The organism is Streptomyces sp. NPDC102467 (assembly GCF_044765445.1).
In the GTDB taxonomy this organism is placed as follows: domain Bacteria; phylum Actinomycetota; class Actinomycetes; order Streptomycetales; family Streptomycetaceae; genus Streptomyces.
In genome coordinates, this window is the sequence record NZ_JBIWKA010000004.1 from 66,039 (window position 1) to 90,178 (window position 24,140).

Genomic DNA, 24,140 nt, shown 5'->3' on the forward strand with positions numbered 1-24,140 from the left:
TCCCGCATGGAGATCGTGGTGGACGGTCCCGTAACGGGGACACAGGCCAGAAGCGCCGCTGCCCGCTTCCTCGCCGAGCACTGCGCGTGGGCCGACGCCGACGCGGTGCTGCTCGTCGTCTCGGAGCTGGTGACCAACGCGGCCCGGCACGCGGGCGCCCTCGCGCGTCTGCGACTGCACGTGGACGCGCGCGGCCTCTCGGTGACGGTGGAGGACGGCGACCCGCGGCCGCCGGTGCCGCGCGCGCCGGACCTGGGCAGTGGCGGCGGCTTCGGCTGGCACATGGTGGAGCGGCTGGCCGAGCGCCTCGCGGTGCTGCCGGCGCCGGGCGGCAAACGCATCGAGGCCGGCTGGGCGGCGCCGTCCCTCTGACTACGCCGCCCCGCGCCGCCCCGAGTGACTAGCTCCAGCTGGCGTGCAGCGGCTTGCCCTCGGCGTATCCGGCGGCCGACTGGATGCCGACGACGGCCTTCTCCTCGAACTCGGCGAGCGAGTTGGCACCGGCGTACGTGCAGGACGAGCGGACGCCCGCGATGATCGAGTCGATCAGGTCCTCGACGCCCGGACGCTCCGGGTCGAGGAACATCCGGGAGGTGGAGATGCCCTCCTCGAAGAGCGCCTTGCGGGCGCGGTCGTAGGCGGACTCGTCCGAGGTCCGGTTCTTCACGGCACGCGCGGAGGCCATACCGAAGGACTCCTTGTACGCGCGTCCCTTGGCATCGTGCTGCAGGTCGCCCGGGGACTCGTAGGTGCCCGCGAACCAGGAGCCGATCATCACGTTCGACGCGCCGGCGGCGAGCGCCATGGCGACGTCGCGCGGGTGGCGGACGCCACCGTCGGCCCAGACGTGCTTGCCGTACTTCTTCGCCTCTGCGGCGCACTCCATGACGGCGGAGAACTGCGGCCGGCCGACGCCGGTCATCATCCGCGTGGTGCACATGGCGCCGGGTCCGACACCGACCTTGATGATGTCCGCGCCGGCCTCGATCAGGTCCTTCACGCCCTCGGCGGCGACGATGTTCCCGGCCACGATCGGGACGTGCGGGTCGAGCCCGCGCACGGTCCTGATGGCGCTGATCATCGACTCCTGGTGGCCGTGGGCCGTGTCGATGACGAGGGTGTCGACGCCCGCGTCGAGCAGCTGCTTGGCCTTGCCCGCCACGTCGCCGTTGATGCCGACGGCGGCGGCGATCCGCAGCTTGCCGTCCGCGTCGGTGGCCGGGGTGTAGAGCGTGGCGCGCAGGGCGCCCGTACGGGTCAGGATGCCGGCGAGCCTGCCGTCCTTGCCGACCGCGGGGGCGTAGCGGCGGTTGGCGCCGTCCAGCTTGTTGAAGGCGTCGCGCGGGTCGATGTCCGCGTCGAGCAGCAGCAGGTCCCTGGACATGACCTCGGACAGCTGCGTGAAGCGGTCGACGCCGGTCAGGTCCCGGTCGGTGACGACACCGACGGGGCGCAGCTCGTCGTCGACGACCACGCCGGCGTTGTGCGCGCGCTTGGGCAGCAGCGCCAGGGCGTCGGCGACCGTCTGGGTCGGCGCGAGGACGATCGGGGTGTCGAGCACGAGGTGGCGGGTCTTCACCCAGGAGATGACCTCGGTGACGACCTCGATCGGGATGTCCTGCGGAATGACGACGAGTCCGCCGCGACGGGCCAGCGTCTCGGCCATGCGGCGCCCGGCGATCGCGGTCATGTTGGCGACGACCAGCGGGATCGTGGTGCCCGAGCCGTCCGGCGACGACAGGTCGACGGCCTGGCGGGAGCCGACGGCGCTCCGGCTCGGCACCATGAAGACGTCGTCGTACGTCAGGTCGTACGCGGGCTTGATGTCATTGAGGAAACGCACGTGCGGACATCCCAGTCGGTAGAAGGGGTTCCCCAGGAGGAACCTCCCGGGCGCAAAGCACGTACCTCATTTTCCCACGTGAGCGCCTGATCCGTCTCCGGGCCGAACCTCCCAAGGACCGTTCCGGCCCTTGGATGATCATCCCAGCGAGAGCAGCACGCTCGCCGCGGAGGCACGTCCGAACACGTCGAGCGCGGTCTCCCACTGCTCGGGCTTGAGACGGCGGAACCGCTCCCACCCGGTGACGACGAGCACGAGCCAGCCCGCCGCGTCGGGCAGCTGCTCCGGATCGCCGAGGGTGTCGGCGAGAGCGTCCCAGTTCCGTCCGAACCAGTCGGGCAGGTCGAGCGCGGCGGCCCAGCGTGCCATGAATTCGGCCTTGTCCGTGACCCCGTCCAGGTCGACGACGCGTACGGTCCACTCGGCCGGGGACGCGGGCAGCCCGCTCATCGCAGCACCTCTTCGAACGACTCGTAGTGGTCATCGGTGTAGTACGTCTCCCCGCCGCTCCCGGTGACGATGCGCCGGGCCCCGCGGTCGTGCTCGCCCGGGGTGGGCACGGTGTACTCCCGGTAGTAGCCGCGCTGCTCGCGCGGCAGCTCCCGCTCGAAGTTCCCGAAGACGCTGCCGTCCTTCTCGTACGGGAAGGGGCCGCCCCTGTCGATGAGCTCCAGCGTGCGCCGCGCCTCGGCGGGCAGCCGGCCCTCCCGCACGGTGGCCATGCCCGAGGAGGAGCAGCCACCGGCCAGCAGCCCGAGGCAGAGGAGCAGAACCGCGCAGAGGAGCCGAAGGGAGCGAGGCCGCAGCATGACCCGATGCTGCCATCCCCGAGCCCCTCCGGCCATCGAGCCCCGCTCAGTCGTGTCAGTCGTCGGGGTCGATGCGCTGCAACGCGGGCTTGGGCGGCGGCCCGGCGGTCAGCAGGGAATCGGCGGCGGCCGTATCGGTGACCAGGCTGGTCACCAGACCCGATCGCAGTACGGCGTCGATGGCGGCGGCCTTGCGCTGGCCGCCCGCGATCGCCACGACCTCCGGTATGCGCCGCAGGCGGTCCGTCTCGACGGTGATGCACCGCTCTCCGAGGTCCCGCCCGACCCGGCGCCCCTGGGCGTCGAAGAGGTGCGCGGACATCTCGGCGGCGACCCCGAGGGACGCGTAGTGCGCGCGCTCCTCGTCGCTGAGCATGTCGTGCACGGTCGAGATGCCGGGCTCCCACGAGCCGATCGACACACACGCCACGGTGACCTTGTCGAAGTACTCGAAGGCGCGCGCGATCCCGGTCTGGTTGCGCAGGGCGGCCGCGGTGGCGGCGTCCGGCAGCAGCATCGGGGCGTAGATCGGGTGGGCGTCGCCGCCCGACACCTGCGCGGCACGCCGCACGGCCTCCACCGATCCGCGCTCCGCGGTCCCGGCGTCGTAGACACCCGTCAACTGCACGACGGTGCACGGCGGGAGCCGGTCGAGGGCCGCGGCCATGTGGATGGTGGAGCGGCCCCAGGCCAGGCCGAGCACATCGCCCTCGTTGACCAGCTCGCCGAGCAGATCCGCGGCGACCTCACCGAGGTTCTCCGGGTCGGGCGACTCCTCCGCCTCGGCCGGCGACTCGACCACGACCGCGTGCCGCAGTCCGTACCGGGCGCGCAGCGCGTCGGAGCGCTCGGCGTCCAGCTCGGCCGGGACCCGGATCTCGATGCGTACGAGATCCCGCTCCAGGGCCGTTTCCAGGACCCTGGCCACCTTGAAGCGGCTGACGCCGAACTCCTCGGCGATCTGGATCTTGGACTTGCCCTCTAGGTAGAAGCGGCGGGCCATGGCCGCCGCCTGCACCAGTTCCGCGGGTCCCATCCGCAGGGCTGCCCGACCCGCCGACGATGCGGACACGGCGATCTCCTCACTGCTCTTCTGCACGACTCACTGCGTTCACAACCTGGATACGCCGTTCATCCTTGCAGATCCGGGGGGCTTGATCAGCCCTGAAGTTCGGCGTTCACGTCTGCGTGGCTCAGTGGTCGCACGCCCACGTCGCACCAGCCATCGCGCCCGCCGCTTGGGTGCGCAGTGCACGTACCGCCGCGGCCGGGTCCTTTGCCCCGTAGACCGCCGATCCGGCGACGAAGACGTCTGCCCCGGCCTCGGCACACCGCTCGATCGTCGCCGCGGAGACGCCGCCGTCGACCTGCAGCCACAGCTCCAGGCCGTGCCGGGCGATCAGCTGCCGGGTGCGGCGGATCTTCGGGAGCATGATGTCCAAAAACGCCTGCCCGCCGAAGCCCGGCTCCACCGTCATGATCAGGAGCATGTCGAGCTCGGGGAGCAGATCCTCGTACGGCTCGATGGGCGTCGCCGGCTTGAGGGCCATGGAGGCGCGGGCGCCCTTGGCCCGGATCTCGCGGGCGAGCCGGACCGGGGCGGCGGCCGCCTCGGCGTGGAAAGTGACGGAGCCGGCCCCCGCTTCGACGTACTGGGGGGCCCACTGATCGGGGTTCTCGATCATCAGATGGCAGTCCAGCGGGGTGTCCGTCGCACGCGCCAGGGACTCTACGACCGGCACCCCCAGCGTGAGGTTCGGGACGAAGTGATTGTCCATGACGTCGACATGGAGCCAGTCGGCACCCTCGACGGCCTTGGCCTCGTCGGCGAGGCGGGCGAAGTCCGCGGACAGGATGCTGGGGTTGATCTGAGCCATGCCCCCAGCCTGTCATGCCCGGCGCCCGTTGCCCGCCTCGGTCTGGACCTGTCCGCGATACCGATGCCGAGCCGTGCCCTCCCGTCCCGTTCCCCAAGGGGCCAGGAATCAGGCGGTGCGCCGGATCAGCGCCAGGTACATCGCGTCGGTGCCGTGCAGATGCGGCCACAGCTGCACGTCCGGGCCGTCCCCGATCGCGGGCACGCCCTCCATCATCGGCCGCGCGTCGATGAGTTCGGCCCCGTCGGACGACTTCAGCACGTCGTCGACGACGGCCCGCGTCTCGGCCAGGTGCGGGGAACACGTCGCGTACCCGACGACGCCGCCGACCCGCACGGACTCGAGTGCCATCCGCAGCAGAGACCGCTGCAGCGGACCGAACCCCTCCAGGTCCGCCGGGCGGCGCCGCCAGCGCGCCTCGGGGCGACGGCGCAGGGCGCCGAGTCCCGTGCAGGGCACGTCCATCAGGACCCGGTCGAACGTGCCGGGCAGCCACGGCGGGCGTGTGCCGTCGGCGGCGATCACCTGGTAAGGACCCGGATTGCCGTCGAGCGCCTTCGCGACGAGCCCCGCACGGTGCGGCAGCTTCTCGGCGGCGAGCAGCGTCGCCCCGCGCCCGGCCGCGAGCCCGGCCAGCATCGCCGCCTTGCCGCCGGGGCCCGCACAGCCGTCGAGCCACTTCTCGTCCCGGCCCTTCAGCGGAACGTTCGCGAGGGCGAGGGCCACGAGCTGACTGCCCTCGTCCTGCACCCCGGCGCGGCCGGACCGCACGGCGTCGAACGAGCCCGGCTCGCCGCCCTCGGTGAGGCGCACCGCATACGGCGACCAGCGGCCAGGGAGCCCGGATTCCTCGCCGACCTCGGCGAGAACCTCCTCGGCCGTGGTCCGCCCGGGACGCGCCACGAGCGTCACCTCGGGCCGCTCGTTGTCCGCCTCCAGCAGGTCCTCGATCCCGGCGCGCCCACCGCCCAGGGAGTCCCAGAGCGCCGACACGACCCACCGCGGATGCGAATGCACCACGGAGAGGTGTTCCTCGGGATCGTCGTCGTAGGGCGGTGCGACCCGCTCCAGCCAGGTGTCGAGATCGTGCTGCGAGACCTTGCGCAGCACGGCGTTGACGAACTTGGCCCGGCCGTCGCCGAGCACGACCCGGGCCAGCTCCACGGACGCGGACACGGCGGCGTGCGTGGGGATGCGGGTTCCGAGCAGCTGGTGCACGCCCATGTTCAGCACGTCGAGCACCGGCGGGTCGACCTCGCGCAGCGGCCGGTCGATACAGGCCGCCACGATCGCGTCGTACGTGCCCTGGCGGCGCAGCGTCCCGTACACGAGCTCGGTGGCGAGCGCGGCGTCCCGGCCGTCGAACTGCTCGGGCCCCTCCTTCGCGCGGGCCTTGCGCAGCAGCGGCGGCAGCACGAGGTTGGCGTAGGCGTCCCGCTCGTCGACGGCGCGCAGCGCCTCGAACGCGAGGAAGCGCACGGGGTCCTTCTTGGGACGGCGGTGCGGCTTGCCGGGCTTACCCGACTGACCGGGCTTGCCCGACTGACTCGGGTTTCCGGACTTGCCCAGGTTGCCGGACTTGCCGGACTTACCGGGACGGCGATTCGACGAAGTCGGCTGGTCGCTCAAAGGTGCTCCGCTGGTGGGGTCGTACGGGCGGTACGCAGAAGTCGTACGCCGAAGTGAACCCTCCCAGCCTACGTCGCGACCACCCGCCCGGCCCCCGGGCCCCTGGCCAAGATCCGGCCCGCAGCTCAGCCCAGCTGCTCGCCCGCCGCGATCCGCACCCCGCGCGCCCAGTCCGCGGCGGCCATCGGCTTCTTGCCCTGGGCCTGCACCCACAACAGCTCGACGGCGTGCGATCCGGTGCCGACGTGCAGATTCTTCTTGCCGACGCTCAGCTCGCCGGGCGCCAGGTCCGTGCGGTCCGGCGCGAGTACCGCGGTGCGCACCTTCAGGCGCTCGCCGCGGAACTCGGTCCACGCGCCGGGCGCCGGTGTGCAGCCGCGCACCACCCGGTCGACGCGCAGCGCGGGCGCCGCCCAGTCGATCCGGGCGTCCTCGACGGTGATCTTCGGGGCGAGCGAGACGCCGTCGGCGGGCTGCGGCAGCGCGTCGAGCGAGCCGTCCTCGATGCCGTCCATCGTCGCGACGAGCAGCCCGGAGCCGGCGAAGGCGAGCCGGGTCAGCAGGTCGCCGCTGGTGTCGGTGGGCCGGACCGCCTCGGTCACGGTGCCGTACACGGGCCCGGAGTCGAGCCCCTCCTCGATGAGGAAGGTGGAGGCGCCGGTGATCTCGTCGCCCGCCATCAGCGCGTGCTGCACGGGCGCGGCACCGCGCCAGGCGGGCAGCAGCGAGAAGTGCAGATTGACCCAGCCGCGGGCCGGCACGTCCAGTGCGATCTTCGGCAGCAACGCCCCGTACGCGACGACCGGGCAGCAGTCCGGGCCGATCTCGCGCAGCCGGGCGAGGAACGCCTCGTCGCGCGGCCTGGCGGGCTTGAGCACCTCGATGCCGGCCTCCTCGGCCCGCTCGGCGACCGGGCTCGCGACGAGGCGGCGGCCGCGCCCCGCGGGGGCGTCGGGCCGGGTGACGACCGCGACGACCTCGTGCCGGTCGGAGGCGATCAGGGCGTCCAGGGCGGGAACGGCGACCTCGGGGGTGCCGGCGAAGACAAGCTTCATCAGTGGCTAACGGCCTCTCGGGGCGGGGTCACGGGCAGCGCACCAGTCTATGGCTGCCGCGCGGCGGCCACACATGGGGCGCACGCCTGAACGTGCGCCCCGCGCATATGCGGATGCGCCGGAACAGCGTGACCCCTCACGGAATGGCGCGTTGGTCAAGAAAGAGTTGACCAGTCCCTGGGCCGTGAACACTCGTTCGTCAGCGGAAGTTGTCGCTTGCTGCGCGCGCGGCCCGATCCTTTTTCATCGCCGGTCCGAGAGGCTTGTAAATGGCCGACCACGCAACCCACGACGCCCAGGCACGGGCCAGCCTGCATTTGTTGGTGCGCGACATCGAGCGGGTCCGCCGGCAGGTGGACGCTCTGCGCACCCTCACCGCACAGCTCGGCAACGTCTACCGCCCGCGCCGCTCCGGCCCCTCCGCGGGGTTCGTCGTCTACGGGAGGGCGCCCGCCCCCACCGTCCGTCTCGCCCAGGAGCTGCGGGACAGCGTCGAGACCCTGGTGACCGCCGCCGTGGACTTCGACCGTTCGCTGGGTTTCTCGTGGGACGCGGTGGGCTCCGCTCTCGGAGTCACCAAGCAGGCGGTGCACCGTCGCTACGGTGCCCGCAGGGCCGTCACGCAGGCGGCGGCCGACGCCGAGCGCGCCACCGACGCCCCCGCTCCGCCGCGCCCCGCCCTGCCAATGGGCGCCGGACCGCTGTCGGCGGTGCCCGCGGCCCGCTCCATGCCGACGCAGCCGACCGCGGGCAGCCCGGTCCTGCGCGAGGAGGCGCGCCCGGGCGCCTTCCCCGGCCCACGCAACGGATGAGACGCGTCGCCGACTGCCTCCCCGCACACAGGTGCGGGGAGGCAGTCGTGTGTTGACGCTCCCGGGTCACCGGAGCCTGACACCCCGTCACCCGATGTCGAGCGGATCCACCCGTACGCGCACCGGCTCGATCCCGCCGCGCGCCATCCGCGCGGCCTGCGCCTGCTTGAGGGCGCGGGCCAAGGCGGCGCCGCTGCCCGGCGGCACCCGCACCAGCACCCGCTCCCCCTGCTCCTCCGCGGTCGGCGGCCCCGCCCGGCGGGCCGCCCCCGGCCCGGGGTCGCGCACCGGCACAGGGCCCAACACCTCGGCGTCCGGGGGCAACTCGACCGCGCCGAGGAAGTCGCCGAGCGCGTCCGGCGCCCCGCTCACCGATGCCATCCGGGAGACCGGCGGGAAGCCCAGCTCGGCCCGGTCCGCGAGCTCGCGCACCGCGTGCCCGGCCGGGTCCCAGCGCACCAGGGCCTGCACAGGGCGCAGCGTCGGCTCGGCCATGATCACGACGGTGCCGCCCGCCTCCTGGGGCCGCACGAGCGCCGCGGCGGCGATCCAGCGGCGCAGCGCGTCCTCCCCCGCCCGCAGATCGGGCCGCCCGAGCATGGCCCACCCGTCGAGCAGCAGCGCGGCCGCGTAGCCGCCCTCGGCGACGGGCTCGGCGCCGGGCGTGCTCACGACCAGCGCGGGCGCCCCCGACACCGTGTCGAGCACCTGCTCACGCCCCGACGTGCGCACCGGCACCGTGGAGAACGCCCGCCCCAACTCCTCGGCGGTGCGCCGCGCCCCGACGACCTGGGCCCGCAGCCGGGCGCCGCCGCACTCCGCACAGTGCCAGTTCGCCTCCTCCCGGCCGCACCAGCCGCAGGCCAGCACGCCGGTGGCCTCCCGCGCCTCCAGCGGGCCCGCGCAGTGCCGGCAGCGGGCGGGCTCCCGGCACCGCTGGCAGGCGAGGCGCGGCACATATCCGCGCCGCGGCACCTGCACGAGCACCGGCCCGTCACGCAGCGCGGCCCGCGCCACGTCCCAGGCGATGCTGGGCAGCCGGGCGGCCCGCGCCGCCTCGTCCCGGGCGACGTCCAGGTCCCCGACGGTCCGTACCAGCGGAGCGACCCGCCGCACGATCTCGCGGGGAGCGGCGACCGCGGCCGCCCAGCCACTGCGCACCAGCTGGGCCGCCTCGACGGTGCAGCTCCAACTCCCCAGCAGGAAGGCGCACTTGTCCCGGGTGGCCCGCAGCTCCAGAACTTCCCGCACATGAGGGAAGGGCGCGCGCTCGTCGCTGTGATGGCCGTCCCCGTCGTCCCACACCACGACAAGTCCCAGGTCCTGTACGGGAGCGAACATGGCGGCCCGCGTCCCGACCACCGCCCGTACGGCTCCCCGGCGCACGGCGAGCCACTCCTGATAGCGCCGCTGCTGCCCGGCATCGGAGGTCAGCAGCGCGTGCCGGCCCTCCCCCAGCGCCTCCCGCAGCGCGGCGTCGACCCGGGCCGCGAGCCGCACGGTCGGCACCACCACGAGCGCGCCGCGCCCCGACGCGAGGGTCGCCTGCACGGCCCGCGCGATCTCCGCGGCCCACTCGGGTCCTGGCAGCGCGGTCCACACGGCGCGCGGCGCACCCCCGGCGGCCAGGGACGCCAGCAGATCGGCTCCGCGCTCGTACCGCTGCCACGACCCGGGCTCGGGCGCGGGCGGGTCCGCCGGCGGCGCCGGGAACTCCCGCGCCTCGGCCTTGGCGTGCCGGGGCGGGACCGCGAGCTGCAGCACATCGGCGAGGCTGCCCGCATACCGGTCGGCGACGGCCCGGGCCAGCCCCAACAGCTCGGCGCCCAGCACGGGTTCGGGCGACAGCACCTGCGCGAGCGCGGCCAGCGGGCCCTGGTACTCGGCCTCGGCGACCCGCTCCACCAGGAACCCGTCGATCAGGCCGCCCCCCTCGCGGCGCCCGTCCCGCACGTTCCTCGACCCGGCCCCGAACCTGACCCGGACCCGGACCCCCGGCTGTGCGACGGCGTCCAGCTCCTCCGGCACCGCGTACTCGAAGTACCGGTCGAGATGGAGCACGCCCTTGTCGACGAGGACCCGGGCCACCGGCAACTCCTTGGCGAGCGCCGCGCCCCGCCACGTCCGCGGCTTCGCCTTCGGCCCCTTCGCCTTGCGCACGCTCTCCCGAATGAACGCAAGCTGCTCCGGCTCGCCGCCGGCGGGCTGCTCGGGGGTGTCGTTCTCGCTGCTCACAGCTGCATTCCTACCAGAGGGCACCGACAGGGCGAGGCTCCGGGAAAACGCCGGGGGCCCGGCCCTCCCGAAGGAGAGCCGGGCCCCACAGGCATCGCGACCGGGGACTTACACGCCCGCGGCCTTGCGCAGCGCGTCCACGCGGTCCGTCTTCTCCCACGTGAAGTCGGGCAGCGGACGCCCGAAGTGGCCATAGGCGGCCGTCTGGGAGTAGATCGGGCGGAGCAGGTCGAGGTCGCGGATGATCGCGGCCGGGCGCAGGTCGAAGACCTCGCTGATCGCGGCCTCGATCTTGTCCGTGTCGACCGTCGCCGTACCGAAGGTCTCGACGAAGAGACCGACCGGCTCGGCCTTGCCGATCGCGTAGGCGACCTGGACCTCGCAGCGCGCGGCGAGGCCGGCGGCCACCACGTTCTTCGCGACCCAGCGCATCGCGTACGCGGCCGAACGGTCCACCTTGGACGGGTCCTTGCCGGAGAAGGCGCCGCCGCCGTGCCGGGCGTAGCCGCCGTACGTGTCGATGATGATCTTGCGGCCGGTCAGACCGGCGTCACCCATCGGGCCGCCGATCTCGAAGCGTCCGGTCGGGTTGACCAGCAGACGGTAGCCCTCGGTCTCCAGCTTGATGCCGTCGTCGAGGAGCGCCTTCAGCTCCGGCTCGACGACGAACTCGCGGATGTCCGGGGCGAGCAGCGAGTCCAGGTCGATGTCCGAGGCGTGCTGGGACGAGACCACGACCGTGTCCAGGCGGACCGCCTTGTCACCGTCGTACTCGATGGTGACCTGGGTCTTGCCGTCGGGGCGCAGGTAAGGGATCGTGCCGTTCTTGCGGACCTCGGAGAGGCGTCGCGACAGGCGGTGCGCGAGGTGGATCGGGAGCGGCATGAGCTCCGGCGTCTCGTCGCACGCGTAACCGAACATCAGGCCCTGGTCGCCGGCGCCCTGCTTGTCCAGCTCGTCCTCATCGCCCTCGACGCGCTTCTCGTACGCCGTGTCGACGCCCTGCGCGATGTCCGGGGACTGCGACCCGATGGAGACCGAGACGCCACAAGAAGCGCCGTCGAAGCCCTTCTTCGAGGAGTCGTAGCCGATCTCGAGGATCTTGTCGCGCACGAGCTGCGCGATCGGGGCGTACGCCTTGGTGGTGACCTCGCCGGCCACGTGGACCAGGCCAGTGGTGATCAGCGTCTCGACGGCGACACGGGACGTCGGGTCCTCGCGGAGCAGCGCGTCGAGAATGGTGTCGCTGATCTGGTCAGCGATCTTGTCGGGGTGGCCCTCGGTCACGGACTCCGAGGTGAACAGGCGACGGGACACAACGCTCCCTGTGGTTGCAGCGGCTGCTGGCTGATCATTGATGGACTGCCGGGAGCTGCGCCCGGCGGCGTCCGAGACCAGTTTATCGGTCACGCTCGGCCGCTGGACCACGTGTCTCGCCACTTGGGAGCGCTGTGACCTGCGACACGGCATTCTGCGATACGACGATCGTTCTTCGGAAGAGTACCGGGCGCCCGAAATTCCCGTGTTTTCAGGGGATGGGTGCGCCCGAAGGGGCGAACGTGGATTTTCACTCCCTCATGGGCGGGGCACCTGTTCGACGAGGTTTCACACGCTATTGGCCGGCGGTGCGACGCGCCGGACGACCTCGTCCCAGATCCGGTCCGCGAGCGCTTCCTTCGGACCGTACGGGATCGGTGTCTCGCTGCCGTCGGCGCCCAGGATCACGGCCTCGTTCTCCTCGGAGCCGAAGGTCTTGCGCTCGCCGACCTCGTTGACGACCAGCAGGTCACAGCCCTTGCGGGCGAGCTTGGCCCGGCCGTTGGCCAGTACGTCGTCGGTCTCCGCGGCGAATCCGACGACCACTTGGCCGGGGCGCGGCCGAGCGGCGGAGGCCTCGGCGAGGATGTCCGGATTACGTACGAGCGCGATCGGAGCGGGCTCCTCGCCGTCCTTCTTCTTGATCTTGCCCGTCGCGTAGACCTCGGGGCGGAAATCGGCCACGGCCGCCGCCATGACGACCACGTCGGCGTCGGGGGCCGCCTTGAGGACGGCCTCGCGCAGCTGCACGGCCGTGCCCACGTGGACGACGTCGACGCCCGCCGGGTCGGGCAGCGCCGCGTTCGCGGAGAGCAGGGTGACCCGGGCGCCGCGGGCGGCCGCCGTACGGGCCAGCGCGTAACCCTGCTTGCCGGAGGAGCGGTTGCCGAGGAAGCGGACCGGGTCGAGGGGCTCGCGGGTGCCGCCGGCGCTGACGACGACGTGCTTCCCGGCCAGGTCGGAGACGGCGGCAGCGGCGCCGCGCGCCAGCACCCGGCGTACGTACTCGAAGACCTCCACCGGGTCGGGGAAGCGGCCCTTGCCGGTGTCGACGCCGGTCAGCCGCCCGACCGCGGGCTCGATGACGAGGGCGCCGCGGCGGCGCAGCGTGGCCACGTTCTCCTGAGTGGCCGGGTGCTCCCACATCTCGGTGTGCATGGCGGGCGCGAAGACGACCGGACAGCGGGCCGTGAGCAGGGTGTTCGTGAGGAGGTCGTCGGCGAGGCCGTGGGCCGCCTTGGCGATCATGTCGGCGGTGGCCGGGGCGACGACCACCAGGTCCGCGTGCTGGCCGATCCGCACGTGCGGGACCTCGTGGACGGAGTCCCAGACCTCGGTGGAGACCGGGTTGCCGGAGAGGGCGGACCAGGTCGCGGCGCCGACGAAGTGCAGCGCCGAGTCCGTGGGGACGACGCGTACGTCGTGTCCCGACTCGGTCAGTCGCCGCAGCAGTTCACACGCCTTGTAGGCGGCGATTCCGCCCGTGACCCCCAGAACGACCTTGGGCTTGTCGACCGTTTCCACTGCTCGCGCCTCCCCGCACTCGACTACGTACGACTCCATGACACACCACAGGCCCGGCAGGAGCACTGCCGGGCCTGTGGTGACGTCGAGAACGAGTACTACTGCGCGGGGCCCTCGATGGCCTCGGACGTCAGCAGACCCGCGTTGATCTCACGAAGGGCGATCGAGAGCGGCTTCTCGTGGACGTGCGTGTCCACCAGCGGGCCGACGTACTCGAGGAGGCCCTCGCCGAGCTGCGAGTAGTACGCGTTGATCTGACGCGCGCGCTTGGCGGCGTAGATGACCAGGCTGTACTTCGAGTCGGTTGCCTCAAGGAGCTCATCAATCGGCGGGTTGATGATGCCCTCGGGCGCGGTGATGGAAGAGGACACGCTCTGCCTTCCGATGGGTAAAACCGGGGTGAGAAATACGGTGAAGATCAAACAACTTTCATCAAGGCTAGCAGCTCACGCGCCACGTCCTCGACGGAGGTGTTGACCAGGGTGGTGTGGAACTCCGCCTCGGCGGCCAGTTCGATCTTGGCGGCCACCAGTCGGCGCTCGATGACCTCCGGCGCCTCGGTACCGCGCCCGGTGAGCCGGCGGACCAGCTCGTCCCAGCTCGGCGGGGCGAGGAAGACCAGTTGCGCCTCGGCCATCGACTCCCGGACCAGGCGTGCGCCCTGGAGGTCGATCTCGAGGAGGACCGGTTCGCCCGCCTCCAAGTGGTCGAGGACGGCGCGGCGCGGTGTGCCGTAGCGGTTTCCCGCGAACTCGGCCCACTCAAGGAGCTCGCCGTTGGCGATCAGCTTGTCCATTTCCTCGTCGGTGACGAAGAAATAGTGGACTCCGTGCTGCTCGCCGGGGCGCGGCTTGCGGGTCGTCGCCGACACCGAGAGCCAGACCTCGGGGTGTTCCTTGCGCATATGAGCGACGACCGTGCTCTTGCCGACCCCGGAGGGGCCGGAGAGCACGGTCAGCCGCGGACGTTCACTCATGCAGCGATTATTCCAGTTGTTCCGGAGTGCCCCGGACCAGCCCTCGGGCCGGCCGGTGACGCTCAGGCTCCGGTGCTGCCGAACTCGCGCTCCAGGGAGGCGATCTGGTTGGAACCGAGACCGCGCACCCGGCGGGATTCGGAGATCCCGAGCCGCTCCATGATCTGCTTGGCGCGGACCTTGCCCACGCCCGGCAGGGACTCCAGAAGGGCGGAGACCTTCATCTTGCCGACGACGTCGTTCTCCTGGCCCTGCTTGATGACCTCGTGCAGGGAAGCGCCGGAGTGCTTGAGTCGATTCTTGACCTCGGCCCGCTCCCGGCGAGCCGCGGCGGCCTTTTCGAGCGCGGCTGCGCGCTGTTCAGGGGTAAGGGGCGGAAGAGCCACGCCTACGTCACCTCGGATGTCGAAAAATCGGATACGGACCGGTGAGGAACCTAATCGCCCCACACCAGGGGAGCAACGAGCAACGTGCTTGCCTGTTCTCCTCGACGGAGACTAGCGGCCGCGGCCGTCTGAGTCAGCGAGAACAGACGAAAAGTCCTGGTCAGCCTCTGCCGAGCCATGCATTTCAGACAAAACGACCTGTAAATCGGTCAGGATTCGGACGCGGGGCCCAAGGTCGGCACGGAGTGCCACCCCGGGGCGGCCCTCGTCACGCCCTCCCGACCGCCTCACGCACCTCATCGGCGAACCGCACGGCCGCGTCCCGCAGCGCGGTCACGGACGGCCCCGCCTTGAGGACCCCACGGCTCACACTCGGGACGACATTGCGCACGGCCGCGCCGAACACCGTCGGGAGATCGGCGGCCGTGGCGCCCTGCGCGCCGATGCCGGGGGCGAGGAGCGGACCGTTGATGTCCAGTCCGTAGGAGGACAGGTCTCCGAGGGTCGCGCCGACGACCGCGCCGAAGGAGCCCAGGGGGCGCTCCGCCGCGTTCTCCTCGGCGAGGTGCGCGAGCATCGTCGCGGCCACGGTGCGGCCGTCGGCCCGTACCGCGTGCTGGACCTCGCCGCCCTCCGGGTTGGAGGTGAGGGCGAGGACGAAGAGGCCCGCGCCGGACTCGCGTGCGAGGTCGACGGCGGGCTTCAGGGACCCGTAGCCGAGGTACGGCGACACCGTCAGCGCGTCCGAGAACAGCGGGGAGTCCTTGTGCAGGAAGGTCTCCGCGTAGGCGGCCATCGTGGAGCCGATGTCGCCGCGCTTGGCGTCCATCACGACGAGGGTGCCCGCGGCGCGCAGATCGGCGACCGCGCGCTCCAGGACAGCGATGCCACGCGAGCCGAACCGCTCGAAGAACGCCGACTGCGGCTTCACCACGGCGACGGTGCCGGCCAGCGCGTCGACCGTCGTACGGGTGAAGGACTCCAGGCCCGCGATGTCGTCGTTCAGACCCCAGGAGGACAGCAGGGCGGCGTGCGGGTCGATGCCGACGCAGAGCGGGCCGCGCTCGTCCATGACGCGGCGCAGGCGGGCGCCGAAGGGTTCCTGCGCGGTCATGCGGATTCCGCCTTCTTCACATCGGTCGTCTTCACACCGGTCTTCTTCACATCGGCGCCGATCGCGTCGGCGAGCGTGGCGTACGGGGAGTTGCCGAGCCGCGCGGCCAGCCCCTTGTGGATCGCGCGGGCGTAGAACGGGCCCTCGTAGATGAAGGCCGAGTAGCCCTGGACGAGCGTGGCACCGGCGAGAATGCGCTGCCAGGCGTCCTCGGCGTTCTCGATGCCGCCGACGCCCACGAGGGTGACCCGGTCCCCCACGCGCGCGTAGAGGCGCCTGAGGACCTCCAGGGAGCGTTCCTTGAGCGGCGCCCCCGACAGGCCGCCGGTCTCGTTCACGATCTCGCCCGTGGTGGCGAGGCCGGAGCGGGAGATGGTGGTGTTCGTGGCGATGATGCCGTCCAGGCCGAGTTCGACGGCGAGGTCGGCGACCGCGTCGATGTCCTCGTCGGCGAGGTCGGGCGCGATCTTCACGAGGAGTGGCACACGGCGCGAGCGCACGACACGGTCAGCGGCCTCGCGTACGGCGGTGAGCAGCGGGCGCAGTGCCTCCGTGGCCTGGAGGTTGCGCAGGCCCGGGGTGTTGGGCGAGGAGACGTTCACGACGAGGTAGTCGGCGAAGGCGGCGAGGCGCTCGGTCGACTTCACGTAGTCGGCGGCGGCCTCGGCCTCCGGGACGACCTTGGTCTTGCCGATGTTCACGCCGACCGTGGTCTTGAACACCGGGTTGCGGGAGGCCAGGCGGGCGGCGACGGCCAGCGAACCCTCGTTGTTGAAGCCCATGCGGTTGATGAGCGCGCGGTCCTTCACGAGCCGGAAGAGGCGCTTCTTGGGGTTGCCGGGCTGCGCCTCCCCGGTGACGGTGCCGATCTCGACGTGGTCGAAGCCGAGCATCGCCATGCCGTCGACAGCGATGGCGTTCTTGTCGAAGCCGGCGGCGAGCCCGAAAGGACCGTGCATACGGAGACCGAGGGCTTCCGTGCGCAGCTCTTTGTAGCGCGGCGCGAGGGCGGCCGCTACGAAGGTGCGCAGTACCGGAGTGCGGGCCGCGCGGCGGATCCAGCGGAAGGCCAGGTAGTGGGCCTTCTCGGGGTCCATCCGCTGGAAGACGAGATGGAAGAACAGCTTGTACATGGTGGTGTCCTCTTGGTGAGCCTCATGAAGTGACGGGCCTCATGAAGAGGGGGACACCGTTTCCGGTGTCCCCCTCGTGGGCTGCTAGTCGCGGGCCGCGGTCAGGTGTTCCGCGTGTTCCTGCAGCGAACGGACGCCCACGTCTCCGTGGTTGAGGGCGTCGATGCCCTGGACGGCGGCGGCGAGCGCCTGGACCGTCGTCAGGCACGGCACGGAGCGGGCCACGGCCGCCGTGCGGATCTCGTAGCCGTCGAGGCGGCCGCCGGTGCCGTACGGGGTGTTGACGATGAGGTCGACGTCGCCCGCGTGGATCAGCTGGACGATGGTCTTCTCGCCGTTCGGGCCCTCGCCCTCGGACTGCTTGCGCACGATGGTGGCGTTGATGCCGTTGCGCTTGAGGACCTCGGCCGTGCCGGACGTGGCCAGCAGCTCGAAGCCGTGGGCGACCAACTCGCGCGCCGGGAAGATCATCGAGCGCTTGTCGCGGTTGGCGACGGAGATGAACGCCCGGCCCTTCGTGGGCAGCGGCCCGTAGGCGCCCGCCTGCGACTTGGCGTACGCCGTGCCGAAGACGGTGTCGATGCCCATGACCTCGCCGGTGGAGCGCATCTCCGGGCCGAGGACCGTGTCGACGCCGCGGCCGTGGATGTCGCGGAAGCGCGACCACGGCATGACGGCCTCCTTGACGGAGATCGGCGCGTCGAGCGGGAGCGTGCCGCCGTCACCGTTCTTCGGCAGGAGTCCCTCCGCGCGCAGCTCGGCGACGGTGGCGCCCAGCGAGATGCGGGCGGCGGCCTTCGCGAGCGGCACCGCGGTCGCCTTCGATGTGAAGGGGACGGTGCGGGAGGCGCGCGGGTTGGCCTCCAGGACGTAGAGGATGTCCCCGGCAAGGGCGAACTGGATGTTGATGAGCCCGCGCACGCCGACGCCCTTGGCGATGGCTTCGGTGGAGGCGCGCAGGCGCTTGATGTCGAAGCCGCCGAGCGTGATGGGGGGCAGCGCGCACGCCGAGTCGCCGGAGTGGATGCCGGCCTCCTCGATGTGCTCCATGACGCCACCGAGGTAGAGCTCCTCGCCGTCGTACAGGGCGTCGACGTCGATCTCGATGGCGTCGTCGAGGAAGCGGTCCACGAGGACCGGCCGCGACGGGCTGATCTCGGTCGACTCCGCGATGTAGGAGGACAGGCGGGTCTCGTCGTAGACGATCTCCATACCGCGGCCGCCGAGGACGTAGGACGGGCGGACGAGGACCGGGTAGCCGATCTCGTCGGCGATCGCCTTCGCTCCCGCGAACGTGGTGGCGGTGCCGTGCTTGGGCGCCGGGAGACCGGCCTCCGCGAGCACCCGGCCGAACGCGCCGCGGTCCTCGGCGGCGTGGATCGCCTCCGGGGGCGTACCGACGACCGGCACGCCGTTGTCCTTGAGCGCCTGGGCCAGGCCCAGCGGGGTCTGGCCGCCGAGCTGGACGACGACGCCCGCGATCGGACCCGCGAGGGACTCGGCGTGCACGATCTCCAGCACGTCTTCGAGCGTCAGCGGCTCGAAGTACAGGCGGTCGGAGGTGTCGTAGTCCGTGGAGACCGTCTCCGGGTTGCAGTTGACCATCACGGTCTCGTAGCCCGCGTCGCTGAGCGCGAAGGAGGCGTGGACGCAGGAGTAGTCGAACTCGATGCCCTGCCCGATGCGGTTCGGACCCGAGCCGAGGATGATCACCGCGGGCTTGGTGCGCGGCGCGACCTCGCTCTCCTCGTCGTAGGAGGAGTAGAAGTACGGCGTCTTCGCGGCGAACTCGGCGGCGCAGGTGTCGACCGTCTTGTAGACCGGGCGGACGCCGAGCGCGTGCCTGACCTCGCGGACGACGTCCTCGCGCAGGCCGCGGATCTCGGCGATCTGCTGGTCGGAGAAGCCGTGGCGCTTGGCCTCTGCGAGCAGCTCCGCGTCGAGGCGCTCGGCGGCGGCGAGCTCGTCCGCGACCTCCTTGATCAGGAACAGCTGGTCCACGAACCAGGGGTCGATCTTCGTGTAGTCGAAGACCTCCTGGGGGGTGGCGCCGGCCCGGATCGCCTCCATGACGGTGTTGATCCGGCCGTCGGTCGGACGCACCGCCTCTTCGAGGAGAGCGGTCTTCTCGCCGGTCTCCCCTACGAAGGTGAACTGCGAGCCCTTCTTCTCCAGGGAGCGCAGCGCCTTCTGGAACGCCTCGGTGAAGTTACGGCCGATCGCCATGGCCTCACCGACCGACTTCATGGTCGTGGTGAGGGTGGAGTCGGCGCTGGGGAACTTCTCGAAGGCGAACCGCGGGGCCTTCACGACCACGTAGTCGAGCGTCGGCTCGAAGGAGGCCGGGGTCTTCTCGGTGATGTCGTTCGGGATCTCGTCGAGCGTGTAGCCGACGGCCAGCTTCGCGGCGATCTTCGCGATCGGGAAGCCCGTGGCCTTCGACGCGAGGGCCGAGGAGCGGGAGACGCGCGGGTTCATCTCGATGACGATGACGCGGCCGTCTTCGGGGTTGATCGCGAACTGGATGTTGCAGCCGCCGGTGTCGACGCCGACCTCGCGGATGATCGCGATGCCGATGTCGCGCAGCCGCTGGTACTCGCGGTCGGTGAGCGTCATCGAGGGCGCGACCGTGATCGAGTCGCCGGTGTGCACGCCCATCGGGTCGAAGTTCTCGATGGAGCAGACGACCACGACGTTGTCGTTCTTGTCGCGCATCAGCTCCAGCTCGTACTCCTTCCAACCGAGGATGGACTCCTCCAGGAGCACCTCGGTGGTGGGAGACAGGGTCAGGCCCTGGCCGGCGATACGGCGCAGCTCCTCCTCGTCGTGGGCGAAGCCGGAACCGGCGCCGCCCATGGTGAAGGAGGGGCGGACGACGACGGGGTAGCCGCCGAGGGTGTCGACGCCCCCCAGCACGTCGTCCATGGTGTGGCAGATCACGGAGCGGGCGGACTCGCCGTGCCCGATCTTCTTGCGGACCTCTTCCACGACGCCCTTGAAGAGGTCGCGGTCCTCGCCCTTGTTGATCGCCTCGACGTTGGCGCCGATGAGCTCGACGCCGTACTTCTCCAGCACACCCTGCTCGTGCATGGAGATCGCGGTGTTGAGCGCGGTCTGACCACCGAGGGTGGGCAGGAGCGCGTCGGGGCGCTCCTTCGCGATGATCTTCTCGACGAACTCGGGGGTGATCGGCTCGACGTACGTGGCGTCGGCGATCTCCGGGTCGGTCATGATCGTCGCGGGGTTGGAGTTCACGAGGATCACCCGCAGGCCCTCGGCCCGCAGGATGCGGCACGCCTGGGTGCCGGAGTAGTCGAACTCGGCGGCCTGGCCGATGACGATCGGGCCGGAGCCGATGACCAGGACGGACTGGATGTCGGAGCGCTTAGGCACGCTGGGCTCCTTCTGCTGCCATCAGAGCAACGAAACGGTCGAAGAGGTACGCGGCGTCGTGCGGGCCTGCGGCCGCCTCGGGGTGGTACTGGACGGAGAAGGCCGGCTGGTCGAGCAGCTGGAGGCCTTCGACGACCTGGTCGTTCAGGCAGACGTGGGAGACCTCGGCGCGGCCGAAGGGCGTCTCGCTGACCTTGTCGAGCGGGGCGTCCACGGCGAAGCCGTGGTTGTGCGCGGTGACCTCGACCTTGCCGGTGGTGCGGTCCTGCACCGGCTGGTTGATGCCGCGGTGGCCGTACTTCAGCTTGTACGTGCCGAAGCCGAGGGCGCGGCCGAGGATCTGGTTGCCGAAGCAGATGCCGAACAGCGGCGTCCTGCGGGCGAGGACGGCGGTCATCAGCGCGACCGGTCCTTCGGCGCTCGCCGGGTCACCCGGGCCGTTGGAGAAGAACACGCCGTCGGGGGCGGCCGCGTACACCTCCTCCTCGGTGGCCGTGGCCGGGACCACGTGCACCTCGATGCCGCGCTCCGCCATGCGGTGCGGGGTCATGCCCTTGATGCCGAGGTCGACAGCGACGACGGTGAACTTCTTCTCGCCGACCGCGGGGACGACGTAGGCCTCCTTGGTGGCGACCTCCTCGTACAGGCTCAGGCCCTTCATGGCGGGCTGCGCCTGGACACGGGAGACCAGCTCGGCGTCGGCGGGCAGCGTCTCGCCGGAGAAGATCCCGGAGCGCATGGAGCCGCGCTCACGCAGGTGGCGGGTGAGCGCGCGGGTGTCGATCCCGCTGATCCCGACGATGTCCTGGGCGACCAGCTCGTCGTCGAGCGAACGCTTCGCGCGCCAGTTGGACGGCACGCGCGCGGGGTCGCGGACGACGTACCCCGAGACCCAGATGCGACGCGACTCGTCGTCCTCGTCGTTCCAGCCCGTGTTGCCGATCTGCGGGGCGGTGGCGACCACGATCTGGTGGGCGTACGACGGGTCGGTGAGCGTCTCCTGGTAGCCGGTCATGCCGGTGGAGAACACGGCCTCACCGAAGGTCTCCCCCACGGCCCCATAGGCACGGCCGCGGAACACCCGGCCGTCCTCCAGGACGAGAACGGCGGGAACCTTTGCGGCTCCCCTGGTGGAGGTGGTCATCGTGCGGTGCCTTCCGTCGTGATGGTCGTCTTGGCCATGTCGTTCGTCTTGACCATGTCGTTCAATGTGGTGACCCATGCGGCCTGCTCGGCCGCGTGGTCCGAGCGGAACCCGGAGTCGATCAGCTTGTCGCCGTGCGCCCAGGTGACGATCAGCAGACCGCCCTCCGTGAGGACCTTGCCGGCGATCCCCTTGTCGAGCCGGGCCTCGCGCAGCGCGTCCGCCGGGACGAAGAAGTCGCTCGCTCCGGGACGTACGACGTCGAGTCCGGCGTCCGTCAGGGTCAGCTCGACACGGCTGCGGGTACCGAGGCCGTGCGCCACGATGCGGTCGAGCCACTGCCCGGCGGTGGTGGAGCCGTGGTACCGGCCGCTCAGGGTCATTTTCGGCTCGCCCGGCGATTCGGGCGACTGCGGCAGCGGGGGCAGGCCGCCCTGCAGGGTGCCGCGCCACTTCCAGCCCTGGCGCATCAGCCAGTAGACGAGTGTGATGAAGAGCAGCAGTCCGACGATCCAGCCGATCCGGTCGCCCCAGTCGGTCACGTCCGCCGACTTCTGTTCGGCGGCCAGGCGGGCGGTGTGGGCCAGGGGGTGCAGAGGTGTCACGCGAGCTTCCCGTCGGCGAGGGTGGCCTTGCCCCGCAGCCAGGTGTGGGTGACGCGCCCCGGCAGCTCACGGCCCTCGTACGGGGTGTTGCGGCTGCGGGAGGCGAAGCCCGCGGGGTCAACGGCTCCACGGTAGTCGGCGTCGACGAGAACGAGGTTGGCGGGCTCACCTGCCGAGACGGGACGTCCGTGGCCCTTGGCCTGTCCGATCTCGGCGGGCTTGACGGACATCCGCTCGGCGACGCCCGCCCAGTTCATCAGGCCCGTCTCGACCATCGTCTGCTGCACCACGCTCAGCGCGGTCTCCAGGCCCACCATGCCCATGGCGGCGGCGGCCCACTCGCAGTCCTTGTCCTCGTGCGGGTGCGGGGCGTGGTCGGTGGCGACGATGTCGATCGTGCCGTCGGCGAGCGCTTCGCGCAGCGCCATGACGTCCTTCTCGGTGCGCAGCGGCGGGTTGACCTTGTACACCGGGTTGTACGAGCGCACGAGCTCGTCGGTGAGCAGCAGGTGGTGCGGGGTGACCTCGGCGGTCACGTCGATGCCGCGGGACTTGGCCCAGCGCACGATCTCCACCGAACCGGCGGTCGACAGGTGGCAGATGTGCACCCGCGAGCCGACGTGCTCGGCGAGCAGCACGTCGCGGGCGATGATCGACTCCTCGGCGACGGCCGGCCAGCCGCCCAGGCCCAGCTCGGCGGAGACGGTGCCCTCGTTCATCTGGGCGCCCTCGGTGAGCCGGGGCTCCTGCGCGTGCTGCGCGACGACGCCGCCGAAGGCCTTCACGTACTCCAGGGCGCGGCGCATGATCACGGCGTCGTGGACGCACTTGCCGTCGTCGGAGAAGACGGTGACACCGGCGGCGGACTCGTGCATGGCGCCCAGCTCGGCGAGCTTGCTGCCCTCCAGGCCCACGGTGACGGCGCCGATGGGCTGCACGTCGCAGTAGCCGTGTTCCTGGCCGAGCCGGTAGACCTGCTCGACGACGCCGGCGGTGTCGGCGACGGGGAAGGTGTTGGCCATGGCGAACACGGCGGTGTAGCCACCGGAGGCGGCGGCCTTGGTGCCGGTCAGAACGGTCTCGGAGTCCTCGCGGCCCGGCTCGCGCAGGTGCGTGTGGAGGTCCACGAGGCCCGGCAGCAGCACCTTGCCCTCGGCCTCGACGACCACGTCGACGCCGTCGGCGCTGAGCCCGCTGCCGATCTCGGCGATGACGGCGCCGTCGATCAGGACGTCCTGCGGCTCGCCGCCGAGCACCTTCGCACCACGGATCAGTGTCTTCTGCGGCGTCTTCTGCGGCTCGCTCATGCTTGCTTCTCCTCGGTACGAGAGTGGGTGACTGCGGGCTCGTTGCCGCCGAGCAGCAGGTAAAGGACGGCCATCCGGGTGTGCACACCGTTGGCGACCTGTTCGATGGCCGTGCAGCGGTCGGAGTCCGCGACCTCGGCGGTGATCTCCATGCCGCGGACCATCGGACCGGGGTGCATCACGATGGCGTGCTCCGGCATCTTCGCCATGCGGTCGCCGTCGAGGCCGTAGCGGCGCGAGTACTCGCGCTCGGTCGGGAAGAACGCCGCGTTCATCCGCTCGCGCTGGACCCGCAGCATCATCACGGCGTCGGACTTGGGGAGCGTGGAGTCGAGGTCGTAGGAGACCTCGCAGGGCCAGGTCTCGACGCCGACGGGCAGCAGGGTGGGCGGTGCGACGAGGGTGACGTCGGCGCCCAGGGTGTGCAGCAGGTCGACGTTCGAGCGGGCGACCCTGCTGTGCAGGACGTCGCCGACGAGCGTGACGCGCTTGCCGTCGAGGCCCTGACCGAGCCCGGCGTCGGCGCCGACCAGGCGGCGGCGCATCGTGAAGGCGTCCAGGAGTGCCTGGGTGGGGTGCTGGTGGGTGCCGTCGCCCGCGTTGATGACGGGGGCGTCGATCCAGCCGGAGGTGGCGAGCCGGTACGGGGCGCCGGACGCGCCGTGCCGGATGACGACGGCGTCGACGCCCATCGCCTCCAGGGTCTGCGCGGTGTCCTTCAGGGACTCGCCCTTGGAGACGCTGGAGCCCTTGGCGGCGAAGTTGATGACGTCGGCGGAGAGGCGCTTCTCGGCGGCCTCGAAGGAGATCCGGGTCCGGGTCGAGTCCTCGAAGAACAGGTTGCAGACGGTCCGCCCGCGCAGCGCGGGCAGCTTCTTGATGGGCCGGTCGGCGACCCGGACCATCTCCTCGGTGGTGTCGAGGATGAGTACGGCGTCGTCGCGGGTGAGGTCGGCGGCCGAGATGAGGTGTCGCATCATC

22 protein-coding genes are annotated in these 24,140 nt (G+C 71.3%); 2 read left to right on the forward strand and 20 right to left on the reverse strand.

The genetic code is table 11. From position 1 onward, the window contains the following. Positions 1-18: 18 nt before the first annotated feature. Complete coding sequence (locus tag ACIREE_RS08865; protein WP_404148375.1) at positions 19-372, forward strand: ATP-binding protein; 354 nt, start codon at positions 19-21, stop codon at positions 370-372. Positions 373-400: 28 nt separating this feature from the next. Here ACIREE_RS08865 and ACIREE_RS08870 read toward each other — a convergent pair whose 3' ends face one another. The 7 genes from ACIREE_RS08870 to fmt all read right to left on the reverse strand — a co-directional run bounded on the left by ACIREE_RS08870 (position 401) and on the right by fmt (position 7,213). After that, positions 401-1,843 carry a GuaB1 family IMP dehydrogenase-related protein gene (locus tag ACIREE_RS08870; protein WP_404148378.1) on the reverse strand — a complete coding sequence of 481 codons (1,443 nt, stop codon included), beginning with the start codon at positions 1,841-1,843 and terminating at the stop codon, positions 401-403. Positions 1,844-1,981: 138 nt separating this feature from the next. Next, the gene (locus tag ACIREE_RS08875; RefSeq protein ID WP_404148380.1) at positions 1,982-2,293 is read right to left on the reverse strand and encodes a barstar family protein; all 312 of its coding nucleotides are present in this window, start codon (positions 2,291-2,293) and stop codon (positions 1,982-1,984) included. Beyond that, the gene (locus ACIREE_RS08880) at positions 2,290-2,652 is read right to left on the reverse strand and encodes a ribonuclease domain-containing protein (RefSeq protein WP_404148383.1); all 363 of its coding nucleotides are present in this window, start codon (positions 2,650-2,652) and stop codon (positions 2,290-2,292) included. Before ACIREE_RS08880 ends, ACIREE_RS08875 begins: the two co-directional genes overlap by 4 nt. A gap of 55 nt (positions 2,653-2,707) precedes the next feature. Further along, a complete protein-coding gene (locus tag ACIREE_RS08885; RefSeq protein ID WP_404149370.1) occupies positions 2,708-3,688 on the reverse strand; it encodes a sugar-binding transcriptional regulator in 981 nt (326 codons plus the stop codon). Between the two features lie 157 nt (positions 3,689-3,845). Then, complete coding sequence (gene rpe / locus ACIREE_RS08890) at positions 3,846-4,529, reverse strand: ribulose-phosphate 3-epimerase (RefSeq protein ID WP_404148386.1); 684 nt, start codon at positions 4,527-4,529, stop codon at positions 3,846-3,848. A gap of 108 nt (positions 4,530-4,637) precedes the next feature. Then, positions 4,638-6,098 carry an RsmB/NOP family class I SAM-dependent RNA methyltransferase gene (locus ACIREE_RS08895; protein ID WP_404149373.1) on the reverse strand — a complete coding sequence of 487 codons (1,461 nt, stop codon included), beginning with the start codon at positions 6,096-6,098 and terminating at the stop codon, positions 4,638-4,640. 185 nt (positions 6,099-6,283) lie between these two features. Next, complete coding sequence (gene fmt / locus ACIREE_RS08900) at positions 6,284-7,213, reverse strand: methionyl-tRNA formyltransferase (RefSeq protein WP_404148389.1); 930 nt, start codon at positions 7,211-7,213, stop codon at positions 6,284-6,286. Positions 7,214-7,482: 269 nt separating this feature from the next. On the opposite strand from fmt, the gene ACIREE_RS08905 reads away from it, so the two are divergent. After that, positions 7,483-8,025 (forward strand): hypothetical protein, encoded by a 543-nt coding sequence (locus ACIREE_RS08905; protein WP_404148392.1) that lies wholly within the window; start codon positions 7,483-7,485, stop codon positions 8,023-8,025. Positions 8,026-8,112: 87 nt separating this feature from the next. On the opposite strand, the gene ACIREE_RS08910 is transcribed toward ACIREE_RS08905, so the two are convergent. The 13 genes from ACIREE_RS08910 to ACIREE_RS08970 all read right to left on the reverse strand — a co-directional run bounded on the left by ACIREE_RS08910 (position 8,113) and on the right by ACIREE_RS08970 (position 24,139). Continuing rightward, on the reverse strand, positions 8,113-10,260 hold the full coding sequence (locus tag ACIREE_RS08910) for a primosomal protein N' (RefSeq protein WP_404148395.1): 2,148 nt from the start codon (positions 10,258-10,260) through the stop codon (positions 8,113-8,115). A 108-nt stretch (positions 10,261-10,368) separates the two neighbouring features. Next, a complete protein-coding gene (gene metK, locus ACIREE_RS08915; protein ID WP_404148398.1) occupies positions 10,369-11,577 on the reverse strand; it encodes a methionine adenosyltransferase in 1,209 nt (402 codons plus the stop codon). Between the two features lie 288 nt (positions 11,578-11,865). Then, complete coding sequence (gene coaBC / locus ACIREE_RS08920; protein WP_404148401.1) at positions 11,866-13,140, reverse strand: bifunctional phosphopantothenoylcysteine decarboxylase/phosphopantothenate--cysteine ligase CoaBC; 1,275 nt, start codon at positions 13,138-13,140, stop codon at positions 11,866-11,868. A gap of 59 nt (positions 13,141-13,199) precedes the next feature. Continuing rightward, positions 13,200-13,472 carry a DNA-directed RNA polymerase subunit omega gene (gene rpoZ / locus ACIREE_RS08925; RefSeq protein WP_005319902.1) on the reverse strand — a complete coding sequence of 91 codons (273 nt, stop codon included), beginning with the start codon at positions 13,470-13,472 and terminating at the stop codon, positions 13,200-13,202. 47 nt (positions 13,473-13,519) lie between these two features. After that, positions 13,520-14,077, reverse strand: coding sequence for a guanylate kinase (gmk, locus tag ACIREE_RS08930; RefSeq protein ID WP_404148404.1), 558 nt, complete (start codon positions 14,075-14,077; stop codon positions 13,520-13,522). A gap of 62 nt (positions 14,078-14,139) precedes the next feature. Then, a complete protein-coding gene (locus ACIREE_RS08935; protein WP_404148406.1) occupies positions 14,140-14,463 on the reverse strand; it encodes an integration host factor in 324 nt (107 codons plus the stop codon). 268 nt (positions 14,464-14,731) lie between these two features. After that, positions 14,732-15,577: an orotidine-5'-phosphate decarboxylase gene (gene pyrF / locus ACIREE_RS08940; RefSeq protein WP_404148409.1), complete on the reverse strand. Its 846-nt coding sequence runs from the start codon at positions 15,575-15,577 to the stop codon at positions 14,732-14,734. Then, positions 15,574-16,710: a quinone-dependent dihydroorotate dehydrogenase gene (locus ACIREE_RS08945; protein ID WP_404148412.1), complete on the reverse strand. Its 1,137-nt coding sequence runs from the start codon at positions 16,708-16,710 to the stop codon at positions 15,574-15,576. Before ACIREE_RS08945 ends, pyrF begins: the two co-directional genes overlap by 4 nt. Before the next feature lie 84 nt (positions 16,711-16,794). Further along, positions 16,795-20,103 carry a carbamoyl-phosphate synthase large subunit gene (gene carB, locus ACIREE_RS08950; protein ID WP_404148415.1) on the reverse strand — a complete coding sequence of 1,103 codons (3,309 nt, stop codon included), beginning with the start codon at positions 20,101-20,103 and terminating at the stop codon, positions 16,795-16,797. Further along, positions 20,096-21,247 (reverse strand): glutamine-hydrolyzing carbamoyl-phosphate synthase small subunit, encoded by a 1,152-nt coding sequence (carA, locus tag ACIREE_RS08955; protein ID WP_404148418.1) that lies wholly within the window; start codon positions 21,245-21,247, stop codon positions 20,096-20,098. The genes carB and carA overlap by 8 nt, the downstream gene beginning before the upstream one ends. Beyond that, on the reverse strand, positions 21,244-21,852 hold the full coding sequence (locus tag ACIREE_RS08960; RefSeq protein WP_404148421.1) for a hypothetical protein: 609 nt from the start codon (positions 21,850-21,852) through the stop codon (positions 21,244-21,246). The genes carA and ACIREE_RS08960 overlap by 4 nt, the downstream gene beginning before the upstream one ends. Further along, a complete protein-coding gene (locus ACIREE_RS08965) occupies positions 21,849-23,159 on the reverse strand; it encodes a dihydroorotase (protein WP_404148423.1) in 1,311 nt (436 codons plus the stop codon). Before ACIREE_RS08965 ends, ACIREE_RS08960 begins: the two co-directional genes overlap by 4 nt. After that, on the reverse strand, positions 23,156-24,139 hold the full coding sequence (locus tag ACIREE_RS08970) for an aspartate carbamoyltransferase catalytic subunit (RefSeq protein ID WP_404148426.1): 984 nt from the start codon (positions 24,137-24,139) through the stop codon (positions 23,156-23,158). The genes ACIREE_RS08965 and ACIREE_RS08970 overlap by 4 nt, the downstream gene beginning before the upstream one ends. Position 24,140: the final 1 nt, after the last annotated feature.

What these genes read in the sequence shown, in the direction of transcription:
- ACIREE_RS08875 (WP_404148380.1), bottom strand. Translation starts at nt 2,293, where the DNA reads ATGAGCGGGCTGCCCGCGTCCCCGGCCGAGTGGACCGTACGCGTCGTC.
- ACIREE_RS08880 (WP_404148383.1), bottom strand. Translation starts at nt 2,652, where the DNA reads ATGCTGCGGCCTCGCTCCCTTCGGCTCCTCTGCGCGGTTCTGCTCCTC.
- ACIREE_RS08885 (WP_404149370.1), bottom strand. Translation starts at nt 3,688, where the DNA reads ATGGGACCCGCGGAACTGGTGCAGGCGGCGGCCATGGCCCGCCGCTTC.
- rpe (WP_404148386.1), bottom strand. Translation starts at nt 4,529, where the DNA reads ATGGCTCAGATCAACCCCAGCATCCTGTCCGCGGACTTCGCCCGCCTC.
- fmt (WP_404148389.1), bottom strand. Translation starts at nt 7,213, where the DNA reads ATGAAGCTTGTCTTCGCCGGCACCCCCGAGGTCGCCGTTCCCGCCCTG.
- ACIREE_RS08905 (WP_404148392.1), top strand. Translation starts at nt 7,483, where the DNA reads ATGGCCGACCACGCAACCCACGACGCCCAGGCACGGGCCAGCCTGCAT.
- coaBC (WP_404148401.1), bottom strand. Translation starts at nt 13,140, where the DNA reads ATGGAGTCGTACGTAGTCGAGTGCGGGGAGGCGCGAGCAGTGGAAACG.
- gmk (WP_404148404.1), bottom strand. Translation starts at nt 14,077, where the DNA reads ATGAGTGAACGTCCGCGGCTGACCGTGCTCTCCGGCCCCTCCGGGGTC.
- pyrF (WP_404148409.1), bottom strand. Translation starts at nt 15,577, where the DNA reads ATGACCGCGCAGGAACCCTTCGGCGCCCGCCTGCGCCGCGTCATGGAC.
- ACIREE_RS08945 (WP_404148412.1), bottom strand. Translation starts at nt 16,710, where the DNA reads ATGTACAAGCTGTTCTTCCATCTCGTCTTCCAGCGGATGGACCCCGAG.
- carA (WP_404148418.1), bottom strand. Translation starts at nt 21,247, where the DNA reads ATGACCACCTCCACCAGGGGAGCCGCAAAGGTTCCCGCCGTTCTCGTC.
- ACIREE_RS08965 (WP_404148423.1), bottom strand. Translation starts at nt 23,159, where the DNA reads ATGAGCGAGCCGCAGAAGACGCCGCAGAAGACACTGATCCGTGGTGCG.
- ACIREE_RS08970 (WP_404148426.1), bottom strand. Translation starts at nt 24,139, where the DNA reads ATGATGCGACACCTCATCTCGGCCGCCGACCTCACCCGCGACGACGCC.